Origin of the sequence: Roseospira marina (assembly GCF_014197855.1) — a bacterium.
In the GTDB taxonomy this organism is placed as follows: domain Bacteria; phylum Pseudomonadota; class Alphaproteobacteria; order Rhodospirillales; family Rhodospirillaceae; genus Rhodospira; species Rhodospira marina.
In genome coordinates this window covers 113,931-127,691 of the sequence record NZ_JACIGJ010000010.1, presented here as the reverse complement: position 1 = coordinate 127,691, position 13,761 = coordinate 113,931, and the positions used below count along the sequence as shown (strand labels likewise).

Sequence of the window (13,761 nt, the reverse complement as noted above, 5' to 3'; positions counted from 1 at the left end):
GCACCGTGCCGAGCCAGACACGGCGCCTTAGTGCGTCTACGTGTTTAGGGTACGCAGACGATCATGGGAGCGACCATGAAATATTGCTGAGACATTCCCGTTGATGCCCAAACCGTAGCCGGGGATATCCACAAAGTCAACCGGCTTAACCCCGTGTCAAAAAAGAGTGAAAAATACAATTAAATCAGAATCCTTTAATCGCAATAAGAATTTGTATTAAGCCGTCATTGTCTGAGCTCTTCAGGGTGCCTTTTAAGGGGCACCGATGTTCCTCCGAAAAACAAGGGATGCCTATTTATTTCCTGACGGCGAGCCGGCGGTGCCCGGAGCGGGATCCGCGCAATACCGGTCAAATGCTCGACCGGCCCCGGCAGGTAGTTATCCATCGGCGCACAGATCGCGGGGCGGGATGGAGCCCTCGGTCTGGATCGTGCGCGTTGCCCACCGGGTGGCGATGCTCAATCCGTGGGCAATGTCGGCGCCACCGCTCGGCAGCAGCCCGTGCAGCAGGCCAGCCGCGAACACGTCCCCGGCGCCGGTGGTGTCCACGACGCGCCCGGGCGGTACCGCTGGGACGTTGAGGGTGACACCGTCCGGTCCGAAGGCCTCGGCGCCGGAGGCCCCGCGCGTGACGACCACCCAGCGCAGGGCCGGCCCGGCCCGCTCCCGGGCCGAGGCCCAGGGCGCGTCCGGCACGACGGCGGTGATCTCCCGCTCAGAGGTCACCCAGACCGTGGCGGGCCACGCGACCATCGTCGGCGGCGGGGCGTGGGCAACAACGAGGCCGCGGGACGCGATCACCGCCATCATTGGCGCCAGTCCGGGGTGAAAGGTCTTGACTACCAGACCCTCGGCCGTGCCCTCATCCGTCGGTACGACCAGATCGGCGGCGGTCAGGGTCCGGCGCGCGATCAGCGTCCGCTCTCCGCTTGGGTCGATCAGAATGAGCGGCTGGCTGGTGGTCCGGCCGGCCAGTTGGTGAACCCCGCGCACGTCCACCCCGTGGTCCTGGCATTCCGACACCAAACGCGCGCCCGCCGCGTCGTCGCCGACGCTCGCGAACAGCCGCACCGCATGCCCGGCCCGCACCAACGCGACGGCCATGTTGGCGCCGCCGCCGCCGAGTCGCAACCCGGCGGCCCGTCCGGTCAGATGACCGCCCGGCCGTGGCGGCGCGTCCACATGCACCACCTCGTCGGCGTTGAGGTTGCCGATGACCCAAAACCGCGCCATGGTCCGGCCCTCGCCCTACCAGGGATCGAGTTCGGTGTCCCAGTACAGGTAGTCGCGCCAGCTTTCGTGCAGATAGTTGGGCGGGAAGGCCCGCCCGGTGTTTTGCAGGGCCTGATGCGTGGGGGCCTGCGGCGGGGTCTTGAGCGGCATGGAGGCGGCGCGCGGCGTCCGGTTGGCCTTGCGCAGGTTGCAGGCGCTGCACGCGGTGACGACGTTGCTCCAGGTTGTGCGCCCGCCCCAGGAGCGCGGCACCACATGATCGAATGTCAGGTCATGGGTGGGGAACCGCCGGCCGCAGTACTGGCATGTGAAGCGGTCGCGCAGGAACACATTAAAGCGGGTGAAGGCCGGGGTTCGCGCCGTCTTCACGAACTCTTTCAGCGAGATCACGCTGGGCAAGCGGAGTTCGAGGCTGGGCGAGTGGATGACGCGGTCGTATTCGCAGACCACGTTGACCCGGTCTAGAAACACCGCCTTGATCGCGTCCTGCCACGGAACCAGCGACAGGGGGAAGTAACTGAGCGGACGATAGTCCGCGTTCAGGACCAAGGCGGGGGCATGGGGGGGCACCGTCTCCACGTCACGCGGTCCTCCGGACGTCACGGCGTGTCGAGGGTCCCGGGGTACCCGGGAGGAAAGGAACCTCGCGGATCGCCGCGTCGTCCTCCGGCCGGTCGGGCCGGACGTCCCCTCGGGGCAAGACCCCTCGGGAGCATGGGCGGTCGCGGACACGCCTATACGGACTAGATGTGGTAGCTTTACCCCACTCGCGCCAAAAAGACCATCACGTTTTCATGACGGTTTGTTCCATGTTCGACCCGAGAGCCGCGTCGTCCCGTTCCGCGCCCCCGCCACGCGGTCGTGTCACCCGGTTCGCGCCCAGCCCCACAGGCTGGTTGCATCTGGGCCACGCCCATTCCGCCCTGTTCGCGGCGCGGCAGGCGACGGCGGTTCCGGGAGGGCGCTTCCTGCTGCGGATCGAGGATATCGACACCGGGCGTTGCCGGCCCGAATACGACGCCGGCCTGCGCGAGGATCTGGCGTGGCTCGGCCTGACCTGGGAGGAGCCGGTCCGCCGCCAGTCAGACCACCTTGCCGAACACGCCGTGGCGCTGGATCATCTGCGCGCCCTGGGCCTGCTGTACCCGTGCTTTTGCACGCGCAAGGACATTCAGGCCGAGATCGCCGCCAGCCCGTCGGCGCCGCACGGGCCGGACGGCCCCCTCTATCCCGGAACCTGCCGCGCGCTCGATCCGGCGGAGCGGGCCGACCGCCTCGCCGCCGGAGAGCCGCACGCCCTGCGCCTGGATATGGCCCGGGCCGAGGCCCACGCGGACGCCGGGGGCAGCCCCGCGCTGACGTGGCACGACGCCGGGGCCGGGTCCCAGTGTGCGCGCCCATCCCTGTTCGGCGACGTGGTCCTGGCCCGTAAGGATATTCCCACCAGCTACCACCTTGCGGTCACGCTCGACGATGCCGCGCAGGGCGTGACGCTGGTGACCCGGGGCCAAGACCTGTTCGAGGCAACCCATGTGCATCGCCTGTTGCAGGCCCTGCTCGACCTGCCGGTGCCGGAGTACCACCACCACGGCCTGCTGACCGACGCGGCCGGTCGCCGGCTCGCCAAGCGCGACAACGCGCGGGCTGTGCGCACCCTGCGGGAGGCCGGAGTCCCCCCCGCCGACGTGCGGGCCATGGCCGGTGTTCCGGATGCATGACCGCCCTGGTCGTCTCTCCGGCTCGCGCATCAGTCGGCAAATCCCGAAAACGCCGGGGGGAACTCTTGGCTCGCCCAAACGTCGATCCCTATATACGGCAGTGACTGCGTACCGTTTGCCGGTCAGCCCCAACGCCCGCTCACAAGGTGAGGACCATGGCTCACTGGACCCTTGATGATATTCCCTGGGATTCCTTCGACCCGTCGCGCATCGACCCCGAACTTGTGCCGGTCATCAAGGCCGCCGCCCTGACCGAGCACAACAGCGGCCACTACTCCAAATATCTCTGCAACGTGTTTCGCGATGACCCCGTGTTCTGCGATCAGGCGGAGACCTGGGCCGAGGAGGAAACCCGCCACGGCGCCGCGCTCGGCCGCTGGGCCGAACTGGCGGATCCGACGTTCGACTTTGCGACCACCTTCGATCGGTTCGCGCGCGAATACGTCATCGATACCGAGGTGGCCGGCTCGATCCGGGGCTCCCGCAGCGGGGAGATGGTGGCCCGCTGCATCGTGGAGACGGGCACGTCCAGCTTTTACTCCGCCCTGCGGGACGCGACGGATGAACCCGTGCTCAAGGCGATTTGCCACCGCATCGCGGGCGATGAGTTCCGCCACTTCAAGCTGTTCTACAGCACGCTGAAACGCTATTTGGAGCGCGAGAACCTCTCGCGCCGCCGCCGGCTGCTGGTCGCCCTGTCGCGTATGCAAGAGAGCGAGGACGACGAACTGGCCTTCGCCTATCACTGCGCCAACACGCCGGACCGGCCCTACAGCCGCGCCGCAAGCGGGCGGGCCTACGCCGCGCGCGCGTTCCGGCACTATCGGATAGGGCACATCGACCGGAGCAGCGCCATGGTGATGAAGGCCGCCGGCCTGTCGCCGCACGGGCGCGTCGGCCGCTTGTTTGCCGGCGCGTTGTGGCGCTATCTGCGCTTCCGGTTGTGGCGGCTGGAGGGCGAGGTTCCCGCCGCCACCAACGACGGTGGCGGGCGGTCGCAGGCGGCGTGACGGGGCGTTAGTCCGGCGCCGGCTTTTCCAGGAACGGCGACGCCGGGTCGTGCGCCGCATAGCGTTGCTTGGCCAGCGTTACGTTTCGCACGGCATAACAGTAGGCGCAGCCGTGCGGGCAGGTGTCGTAGGCGCCGATGTCCCGGCTTTCCGCGCAGCCGCAGGTCCGATGGGGTTTGGGCCGGGCTTTGATCTGCCGGCCCGCCACGTCGGCCAAGCGTGCAGCATCAATGCAGGCCGCCGGCGCGACACCGGGCAGGCCAGCGCGCAATGCCTCCTGACCGCACAGCGACACCCGTAGGCCCTCCTGGGCGCCAATCTCCGCCAGGTCCGCCAGCAGGGCGCGCTTTTCGTCGTCCGGCGGATCGCGCCAGGCAAAGCCATGCTGGCGCGCCCGTGCGTCCAGGCCGCGCCGTGTCTTGGCGTAGACCTGCATCACCGACAGTACGACCTCGTCCACCACGCCGCGCAGGGCCACCGCGTGCCGCGCGAAGCGTTCGCGGTGCCACGCGGCCGGCGTGAGGTCCGTGAACACAATGGGATCGTGGCGCCAGACCACGGCTCGCGGGCCGAACCGATCCCGCAGCGCCGCCATCGCGGGAAGGGCGCGGTCGGGCGGGATCACCGCCGTATCCAGCGCGCGCGGATAGCCCAGCACGGTCATCTGCACCGTGAAGGGCTCGCCCCGGGCCGCCACCGCCTCCAAAGCGTCCATGAAGGGCAGCGGGTTGCGGGTCCAGAACACCCAGCCGTCGACATCCCCCGCCGCCAAGGAGACCCGCGACGGCCGGCCGCCGTAGGGGTTGGTGACCCACGCCTCGCCCGCCGCCAGCCGGGCCTGGAACCAGCGAGCGTGGAAGGCGGGAATGTCGGTGCGATAGCTGGCGGATACGATCACGACGCGCCCCCTGTCACCGAGCGGGTGGCGCCGGCCCGGGATGCCGGCCCCAGATCGCGGCCTCAATCCCCGTCCCGGGGGCGCGTCGGGTGCCGCGCATGGCACGGGCCTTGCTCAAAGCGCGGCACGCCGCCGGTTGGTGATGCCGGTCGCTGCCCCTTGGTAGCGAAACCAGGCGTTTGGCGCCAGACGCCGCGCATGTGATGGCTTCGACAGGGTCTGCCCGCGTCCGGGCGCCGCGAGCGCGGGCCGATGTGCCTCCAAAGTGCGTCTCAAAACGCGGGACGGTTCAAGCCTGACGTGAACCGTCCCGCGCGATGCCCAGGAGTACGGTGCGACTTAGGCAAAAATAAAGTACTGTTCGTCATTATAACAATAAAAAGGTGTGCGGAATCATGGTTCTGTCCAGAACAAACAAGGAAGGATAGGGAATGGTTTGGGAGCGTTCTGCTTTGGTCGAAAATATAACAGTGCGCCACCCATGCGTCATGGGACGCGCTGATGTCCGAGCATTTGACACGTCGGGTTTCGACGCTGTCCACCCGCGTTCTCAGAAGGAGAAACCCGATGTCGCTTAAGAATATGAAAATTGGTCGTAAGATCTGGATCCCGACGGGCCTGGCCGGCCTCGGCCTTGTCGGGCTGGTCATCGTGTCGACCGTCCTGATGCGCAACGCATTGATGACCGAGCGGATGAATCTGGTGCGAACGGTTGTCGAATCCGCGGCCGGCATCGCGGAGCACTTTCAACAGGAGGCCGCCGCCGGTCGCATGGACGAAGAGACCGCGAAACAGCGGGCGAGCGAGGCCATTCGGGCCATTCGGTATGAAGGCGGCATGAACTATATCTTTGTCCACAACTTTGAGGGGCGCTTGTTGGTTCATGGCGCGCGCACCAATCTTGAGGGGCAAGATCGGGCAGACTCGCAGGATTCAAATGGTCTGTATATCACCCGGGAATTGGTGGCAGCGGCCCGGTCCGGCGGGGGCGAGGTCCAGTACTGGTATCCGCGACCGGGGTCTGACGAACCTGAGATGAAGATCTCCTGGGCTAAGGCGGTGCCGGCGTGGCAGTGGTCCGTGGGCAGCGGGGCCTACGTCGCGGACATCAATGCGCTGGCCTTCAAGAATGCGGTTCAGTTCGCGTCGGTCGCGGTGGTGATTCTCGTGATCGCGGCCGGGGGCGCGATGGTGATCATTCGCGCCATCGTCCGGCCGTTGCGGGAGTTGACGGCGTCGATGAAGGCGCTGGCGGCTGGTGATCTGGACATCGACATCCCGGACACGGAGCGGCGCGACGAGGTCGGCGAGATGGCGGACTCCGTGCATGTCTTCCGTGACAACGCGCGCGAGGTCGCGCGGTTGAGCGCCGAACAGGCCGCGCTGGCTCAACGCAACGACCGTCAGGTGAGGGCGGAAATGCTGGCGCTCACCAACGCCCTGGAAGAAGAGGTGAACGGCGCCCTGGCGAAGGTTCTGGGGCAAGCGGATACCCTGAAGCAGGCGTCCGCCGAGATGGCGGGTGCCATTGAAGACGCGGCCGGGGGCGCAGGTGCCGCCTCAGCCGCCTCGGCGGAGTCGTCGTCCAGCGTGGATGCCGTGGCGGCGGCGGCCGAAGAACTGTCCGCCTCGATCAATGAGATCAGCAACCAGGTGACGTCGGCCGCCCAGGTCGCGCGTGACGCGGTTCAAGAGGCCGACACGACCAACGTCAAAGTCGGGGGCCTTGCGACGGCGGTGGGACAGATCGGCGAGGTCGTGAACCTGATCAGCGACATCGCGAAGCAGACGAACCTGCTGGCGCTGAACGCGACCATTGAGGCCGCGCGTGCGGGTGATGCCGGGAAGGGGTTCGCGGTGGTCGCCAACGAGGTCAAGACCCTGGCCAACCAGACCGCGCATGCGACCGATCAGATTGCGAGTCAGATCGGGGGCATTCAGTCGGCCACACAGGAGGCGGTGGCGGCGATCCGGCGAATCGGCGAGGTGATCGACCGGCTCAGCGAAATCACCACGGCCATTTCCGGGGCGGTGGAGGAGCAAAGCGCGGCCACCGGCGAGATCAGCCACAACGCCCAGGCCGCGGCGCTCAGCACGCAGGTGTCCTCGACCAACATATCCCGGGTGTCCGACAGCAGCGCCGTCGCGACGGATCTGGCCTCTCGGGTGCAGGACGGCGCCCAGGAGGTGCGGAGCCTGATGGACGGCATGCACGCCGCCCTGAAGCGGATCGTGACCGAATCCCGCGCCGACAGCGGGGAGGGTGCCATCCTGCACGGCTTGGACCAGCCGGTGACCCTCGATGTCACCGGGGGGGGATCGGTCCGAAGCCTTCTGCGGGCGCTTGCCTCCAGCGGCGCTGGGATCCTCGACCGCACACAGGGCCTCGAAACGGGCAAGGTGTTTACGGTGTCTCTGCCCCAGGTCGGGACCGTGAGCGGCTCCGTGGTCACTCTGACCGAAAACTCGGCGCACGTACGGCTGGAGGTGGAGGCGGAGCAGATGGGCGCGTTCCGTGCGCTGGTCAAACAGGGCCGACGCCAAGGCCCCTGACCCCGCGCCGACCGGGCCGGCCTTGAGACGGCCGGCCCGGATCCGGTCCGAGTCACTGGGGTGTGAAGACGAACGTGAAGTCGTTCAACTGGTCATAATACTCGCGCGGGATCGGCAGCGGGCTGGCGATGAGTACAGCCCGTCGGGCGGACTCCGCGAACGCCGTGAAAAGCGGGTCCGACCCGTAGCGTCCGGTCCCGCCGACGATCTGCACGCCGGTCACGGTGCCGTCGGGCTGCACGCGCACCCGGATTTCGGCGGCCATCTCCATCACGTTGCGGCCTCCGGCGTTGAATCGCCAGTTTTCGCGCACGTGATCGGCGATGCGCTTCTTGATCGCGTCCAGCTCCGTCATGGTCTGCCGGTCCGACAGGCGGCCGCCGCTGTTGGAGGGCGGCGGCGTGGCCTGCGACGGCTGATCGAGCAGATTGCGCAGCAGATCGTCGACCACGGCGTCGGCGCTGTCCTCGCGCGGTTGCGGCGTCTCGGCCGGCGGCGGTGTTGCGCGTTGGGGACGCGGCGGTGCCGTCGGCTTTGTCGTGGGCAGCGGCGGCGGGGGCGTGGCGGCCTCCGGCTCCGGTTGGGGTTCCGGTTCCGGCTCGGGTTCCGGCTCGGGCGGCGGGGCCGGCGCAGGCTCCGGTTCGGGCTCGGGCGCAGGTTCAGGCTGCGGTTCGGGCTCGGGTGCGGGTTCCGGCACGGGTTCGGGTTCCGGCTCCGGCTCGGGTTCGGGTTCCGGCTCGGGCGGTGGCTGGACCGGCTGCGGCTGCGGGGGCGGAGTCGGCTGTGGGCGCGGCTCCGGCTCGGGTTTCTGCTCGGGTTGCGGTGGTGTGGGCTCCGGCGTGACCGAGGTGGTCTCGTCGGCGATCTCCACCAGTTCGACCACCAGTGGCTGGCGCTCCGGCGGGGCGCGCAACACCTGGGGCAGGCCCAGCCACGCCAGCAGCAGGACCGCGATATGCACCACACCGGAAATAACAACGCCGCGGGTCATGATGGGACCTGGGACCTTATCGCGCCGCGCCGGACGGCGGTTGGGTGATCAGCGCCACGCGCCGGTAGCCGGCGTCGTACAGCGCGCCCATGGCCGCCATGACGCGGCCGTAGGGCACGCCCTCGTCGCCGCGCACGTACACGCGGGCGTCGGGGTTGGCGCCGGTGATGGCATCCATGCGGGCCGCCAACGCGCTCAGTGGGACCTCCGTCTGATTGATGAACAGCCGGCCGTCGCCCTGCACCGTCACCGTCAGGGCGGTGTTGTCCTGATCCAGGCTGGGGCTGCTGGCGCGCGGCAGGTCCACGTCCACGCCCGTCACCAACAAGGGCGCGGTCACCATAAAGATGACGAGCAGCACCAGCATCACGTCGACCATCGGCGTGACGTTGATCTCGCTCATCGGGCGGCGCCGGGGACGGCTTCCGCCGCCGCCGCGCGGTTGCAGGCTGGCACCCATGCTTTCGGCCTCTCTCCGCTTGGGACGTGGGAGCTTTGGGGGCTCGGCGTCGGGGTCAGTCGTCGCGGTCGCCGTTGAGGTGCAGTCGCTCCGACCGGGGGGTCGGATGGATGCGCTCCTCAATCTGGCGGGACAGGATGGCGCTGAACTCACCGGCGAACGCCTCCAGTCGGCGGGCGTAGCGGTCGATGTCGGTGGACAGCTTGTTGTAGGCGACCACCGCCGGGATGGCCGCGACCAGACCGATGGCGGTGGCGAACAGGGCTTCCGCGATGCCCGGGGCGACCGTGGCGAGGCTGGTGTCCTTCGACGCGCCGATGGCGTGGAAGCTGTTCATGATGCCCCAGACGGTGCCGAACAGCCCAACGAAGGGCGCGACCGAGCCGGTCGAGGCCAGGAAGCCCAGGCGCCGTTCCAGCCCGTCGATCTCGCGGCTCATGGTGATTTGCATGACGCGGTCGATGCGCTGTCCCAGGCTGGCGGACAGGGTGGCCCCGCCCTCGCGTCCGGTGGCGCGGCGCCACTCCCGCATGGCGGCGAGGAACAGCGACGTCATCGGGTCCTTCGGGTTCGGCCCCATGCGGTCGCACAGATCCTCCAGCGAGCCGCCGGACCAGAACCGGTCCTCGAACGCATTGGCGCGCCGGTACAGCATCTTCAAGCGCATGGACTTGTCGATGATGATGGCCCAGGACCAGACCGAGGCCGAGATCAGCATGAGCATCACGGCCTTGACGATGATGTCCGCCTGCCAGAACAGGCTGAGCGGGTCCAGCTTGGTCGCCGCGAGGCCGTGCCCGCCGGCGGCGCCCGCTGGCATGCCACCCGCCGCGCCGGCCGCGCCGGTCGCGCCGGGCAGCAGTTCGCGGGCGGCCTCGCCGACCGGGGCGGCCGAGGGCGACGGCGGCTGCGCCTGCACCAGGTCGGCGAACCCGGCGGCACCCTGGGTGAGGCTGTGCGCGAGATGGCTCAGCGCGGCGCCGATGTCGAGGATCACAGTGTCCATGGTCTGTCCGTCACGGTCCGTGGCTAAACGTGGGCGGGGCGGTCGTGCCGAGGGCGCGCGTCGGGCGCGTCGCCCCCGGTCGGGTGGGTTCGCAGGTGCTCTTGCAGCGCCCGCCGCAGCGAGGCGGGGATGCGGTCGGGCCGGCCCCGGGCGTTGATCATGGCCAGCCGCAGCTCGATGGCGACCATCAGCTCGCCGTCGCGCGTGATGTTCTGGCGCACACGCATGCTGGCGCCGCCGACCTCCAGCACCTCCGTTTCGACCATCAGCAGGTCGTCCAGGCGGGCGGGTCGGCGGTAGGTGGCGTGGGCCTGCTGGACGGCGAAGGCCACCCCGGCCTCCTCCATCAGGTCGCGGTGCGCCAGCCCGAAGCGGCGCATCATCTCGGTGCGGGCGCGCTCGGCGAAGTTTAGGTAGTCGGCGTGATAGACGATGCCGCCCGCGTCGGTGTTCTCGTAATACACCCGGATCGGCATCACATGCGTGGCGCCCCGAAACAGGCCACCTTGGGGCGCGGGATCCATATCGGCGGTCAAGAGGGGAACTCTCCTGTGTCGGCGTTTTTGCCTGCGGCGCTGTCGGACGGCACCCGGTCGAGAAGATCCGGAGCGGGGGCATCACGGCGCGCCGGCGGCGTCAGCCCCATGTGGCGATAGCCGGTCTCGGTAACCATGCGGCCCCGCGGCGTCCGCTGGATCAGCCCTTGCTGGATCAGGAACGGCTCGATGACGTCCTCCAGGGTGTCGCGCTCCTCGGCCAGGGCGGCGGCGATGGTCTCGACCCCCACCGGGCCGCCGCCATAGTGCTGCACGATACAGGATAGATAGCGCCGGTCCATGGCGTCGAGCCCGCGCACGTCCACTTCCAGACGCAGCAGTGCGGCGTCCGTGGCCACCCGGTCCACCTTGGCCCGCCCGGCCACGGCGGCGAAGTCCCGCACCCGGCGCAGCAGGCGCCCGGCCACGCGGGGCGTGCCGCGCGAGCGGCGGGCGATCTCCATCGCGCCGTCGGACGTCAGCGTCATGCCCAGTTTGGTCGCGCCCCGGCGCACGATGGCCTCCAGGTCTTCGGGGTCGTAGAAGTTCAGGCGAACGGGAATCCCAAAGCGGTCCCGCAACGGCGTGGTCAACAGGCCCGACCGGGTGGTCGCGCCCACCAGGGTGAAGGGCTTCAGGTCGATGCGCACCGATCGGGCGGCCGGCCCTTCCCCGATGATGAGGTCGAGCTGGAAGTCCTCCATCGCCGGATACAACACCTCCTCTATGGCGGGATTGAGGCGGTGGATTTCGTCGATGAATAGGACGTCGCCGCGCTCCAGATTGGTCAGGATCGCGGCCAGATCGCCGGCCTTGGCGATCATGGGGCCGGAGGTGGCGCGGAACCCCACCCCCAGCTCGCGCGCGACGATCTGGGCCAGCGTGGTCTTGCCCAGGCCGGGCGGCCCATGCAGCAGGACATGGTCCATCGCCTCGCCGCGTGCCCGGGCGGCCTGGACGAAGACGCGCAGGTTATCGCAGGCGAGGCGTTGGCCGATGAAATCGTCGAGCGTCTGCGGGCGCAGGCCGACGTCCCCCGTGTCCTCCGGGTGGGCATGCCCGGAGACGAGGCGGTCGGCGGCGGGATCATCGTGTGAGGCGGAACGGCTCATGCGCGCCATACTACCGAGTGCCGGGGGGATGCGATACGGCGGCGTAGCTAAAGAAGTTTTTTGAGAAAAAAGAACGGATGGAAGTATAATGAGGCGGTCATTTTTTTTTGCATTGATTAATCATATTTATTCTGGGCTGCGTACAAAGAAATAAATCCCTATGGTGGAGACGTTATCGACTCAAGAACGATTAGAGATTTGTTTACTTTATCATATTCATTTTTCGTTATTGTTTTTGCATGGGCATCTATCCTATATTTATTGACAATGGATATTGCGGATTTAATATCATGTTTTGTGTATTCAGTTGAATCTAGAGCCGAGCATTTGTCAACAAACGCCATCAAATCAACAAAATATAGTGGACTTCTGTTTCTAGAAAATAATTCATTACGCTTATTTGTGTTGATTCGATTTCTGGTTTTTTCGTCAAGGCAAGAATTAAGTATTGATATCTATACATCATCGTTTAAATTTAGAGACCAGTAGTATAGAAAAGTTCTGAAATTTTCCTCAACCGAATTTCGCCGCTCGGAAATTTCTATTCGAACTTTTTTTTCATCGTAATATGTATTTGAATTTAAAATATTTTTCATGGAATCGAGTATAGCTTCAAAGGAAAATTCGAAATCATCGCCTCTTTTTACAATAATACCATAACCGATTAGGTGCTCCGTAAATTGAGGCATTGAGATTGCGATGGAATTAAATGTTGATGTATCGCCTGAGGCGAGATAGCAGATCATTTCGTACTCATCAGGATAAAACGATTTTAAGGAGTGAATAATTTGGCCTACATAGGTATTGATGTCGGACCAAGCTGATAGTCTGGATTGTTCACACATTCTTATGGACACGTGAACGGGTCGGATGTGGGGTGCGGTTTTATGTATATTGCTACAGAGTTGTCGTATAAAAAAAAGGATGCCCTCCGAACATAGAGTGTATATTTGTTATTACTTTGTCATCAAATATAAGGCCCATGAAATAAGAAAGCCTCTTTATCATTTTTTTTGTATCTTCAATGCTGAGCATTGGTATAAATGTTTTCGGGGCAAAAAGATATACGGGATTGTCTATATCGTTTATTTTTGGTTCTTCAAATAGATTTGGGTTTGTTCCAACAAAACAAAAAGTTATTTTGTACTTAGATGGCTTCTGAAAAAATGAGCGCAAAATATGCCAAAATAGTAGGGCGTCATTACCTGAGCGCCAATGTTCAGACGCCGCTGTTTTTGGAGAAATGTTTTCAATTTCATCAAATATTATCAGAAGATCAGAGCGAAGTTGTCCAAGAAGAGATGCCATTGCTTCTCTAAATTTTTCGGATACTTCGTCCTCTTTTTCTCCAAGGGATACGTTAATCTTTTTTAAAGACAGCTCGTTTCTTAATTCTCTTACAATGTATTCTAGTAGTTCGCTATATTTTTTTCCATAAACCGCAGGGTCTTGGCAGTCGATAAATAAGGTTTTTGCCCCCAATGTTCTCGCGCGACGCTGTATTGCATAAATAGTAGAGGTTTTGCCGCTCTTTCTAAGTCCAAATAAACCACTATTTTGACCAGATTTATGTTCATCGATTACCTCTGTTGCAAGATTATTTCTCCCGAAGAAGAAATATTCTTGCTTTAGTGGCGATTGGTGGCCAAATAAGTCGCGCGTCAGATAGTTTCTTCGTATTGCGCTAGAAATTACATCTTTGTTTATTATCTCAAAATCATCATACTTAAACGGTATAACAACTGGGTACTCTGGCTCCTGGCTGCAGTAAAGGCTGATGCTATCTTTTATATTTTGATCTCTACTGACAAGAAAGCGAAGTGATTTCTCGACTCTGTTATCATCAAATATTTGATAAATATAGTCGTAAGTAGATAGGGTGCGCGCTTCAAATGTTTCGTAATCAGCAAAAACAACTGCTATTTCTCGTTCGACATTGAGCGAAAGAGCTAAATCATCTGAAGTTCTCATTAAAATAAATTCGTATTTACTATTATTAATACTAATAGGTTTATTTGATCTTGTCACATAAAAATATTCTGAAAATCGTTCAATTACTCTAGACGTCGCATACGAGTACAGTGAGAAATCAAAATTTCCGTTAATTCCAGGTCGCGTTACCATTTGTCGCTCCTTAACCCAAGTGAGGCCGCCTTCAGAATTCGAAAGACAGAGGCTGTTCAAAGTCGACCAAATAACCTCGCACTGAGCTAATTTGACATGTTAAAGGTACATCTGATGCAA

The 13,761-nt window shown here is 63.5% G+C and carries 12 protein-coding genes; 3 read left to right on the top strand and 9 right to left on the bottom strand.

Annotated elements, in window-relative coordinates; all coding sequences use genetic code 11:
* Window positions 1-378: 378 nt before the first annotated feature.
* Complete coding sequence (locus GGD82_RS13860) at window positions 379-1,233, bottom strand: carbohydrate kinase family protein (protein WP_150062827.1); 855 nt, start codon at window positions 1,231-1,233, stop codon at window positions 379-381.
* A gap of 15 nt (window positions 1,234-1,248) precedes the next feature.
* Window positions 1,249-1,812 (bottom strand): HNH endonuclease, encoded by a 564-nt coding sequence (locus GGD82_RS13855; protein ID WP_150062826.1) that lies wholly within the window; start codon window positions 1,810-1,812, stop codon window positions 1,249-1,251.
* 230 nt (window positions 1,813-2,042) lie between these two features.
* On the opposite strand from GGD82_RS13855, the gene gluQRS reads away from it, so the two are divergent.
* Window positions 2,043-2,951, top strand: coding sequence for a tRNA glutamyl-Q(34) synthetase GluQRS (gene gluQRS, locus GGD82_RS13850; RefSeq protein ID WP_150062858.1), 909 nt, complete (start codon window positions 2,043-2,045; stop codon window positions 2,949-2,951).
* Between the two features lie 155 nt (window positions 2,952-3,106).
* A complete protein-coding gene (locus GGD82_RS13845) occupies window positions 3,107-3,961 on the top strand; it encodes an acyl-ACP desaturase (protein ID WP_150062825.1) in 855 nt (284 codons plus the stop codon).
* A 7-nt stretch (window positions 3,962-3,968) separates the two neighbouring features.
* Here GGD82_RS13845 and GGD82_RS13840 read toward each other — a convergent pair whose 3' ends face one another.
* Window positions 3,969-4,859, bottom strand: a complete 891-nt coding sequence (locus GGD82_RS13840; RefSeq protein WP_150062824.1) for a DUF1848 domain-containing protein — start codon at window positions 4,857-4,859, stop codon at window positions 3,969-3,971.
* 567 nt (window positions 4,860-5,426) lie between these two features.
* Here GGD82_RS13840 and GGD82_RS13835 point away from each other — a divergent pair.
* Window positions 5,427-7,412, top strand: coding sequence for a methyl-accepting chemotaxis protein (locus GGD82_RS13835; RefSeq protein ID WP_170284326.1), 1,986 nt, complete (start codon window positions 5,427-5,429; stop codon window positions 7,410-7,412).
* 52 nt (window positions 7,413-7,464) lie between these two features.
* On the opposite strand, the gene tolA is transcribed toward GGD82_RS13835, so the two are convergent.
* From tolA to GGD82_RS13805, 6 genes are all read right to left on the bottom strand, one after another.
* A complete protein-coding gene (gene tolA / locus GGD82_RS13830) occupies window positions 7,465-8,403 on the bottom strand; it encodes a cell envelope integrity protein TolA (protein WP_150062822.1) in 939 nt (312 codons plus the stop codon).
* Window positions 8,404-8,419: 16 nt separating this feature from the next.
* Window positions 8,420-8,863 (bottom strand): protein TolR, encoded by a 444-nt coding sequence (gene tolR / locus GGD82_RS13825; protein WP_150062821.1) that lies wholly within the window; start codon window positions 8,861-8,863, stop codon window positions 8,420-8,422.
* Window positions 8,864-8,918: 55 nt separating this feature from the next.
* Window positions 8,919-9,683 (bottom strand): protein TolQ, encoded by a 765-nt coding sequence (gene tolQ, locus GGD82_RS13820; RefSeq protein ID WP_246163926.1) that lies wholly within the window; start codon window positions 9,681-9,683, stop codon window positions 8,919-8,921.
* Window positions 9,684-9,892: 209 nt separating this feature from the next.
* Window positions 9,893-10,405 carry a tol-pal system-associated acyl-CoA thioesterase gene (gene ybgC / locus GGD82_RS13815; RefSeq protein WP_246163922.1) on the bottom strand — a complete coding sequence of 171 codons (513 nt, stop codon included), beginning with the start codon at window positions 10,403-10,405 and terminating at the stop codon, window positions 9,893-9,895.
* Window positions 10,402-11,517 carry a Holliday junction branch migration DNA helicase RuvB gene (ruvB, locus tag GGD82_RS13810; protein ID WP_150062819.1) on the bottom strand — a complete coding sequence of 372 codons (1,116 nt, stop codon included), beginning with the start codon at window positions 11,515-11,517 and terminating at the stop codon, window positions 10,402-10,404. Before ruvB ends, ybgC begins: the two co-directional genes overlap by 4 nt.
* A gap of 897 nt (window positions 11,518-12,414) precedes the next feature.
* On the bottom strand, window positions 12,415-13,641 hold the full coding sequence (locus GGD82_RS13805) for an AAA family ATPase (RefSeq protein ID WP_150062818.1): 1,227 nt from the start codon (window positions 13,639-13,641) through the stop codon (window positions 12,415-12,417).
* Between the last annotated feature and the right edge of the window lie 120 nt (window positions 13,642-13,761).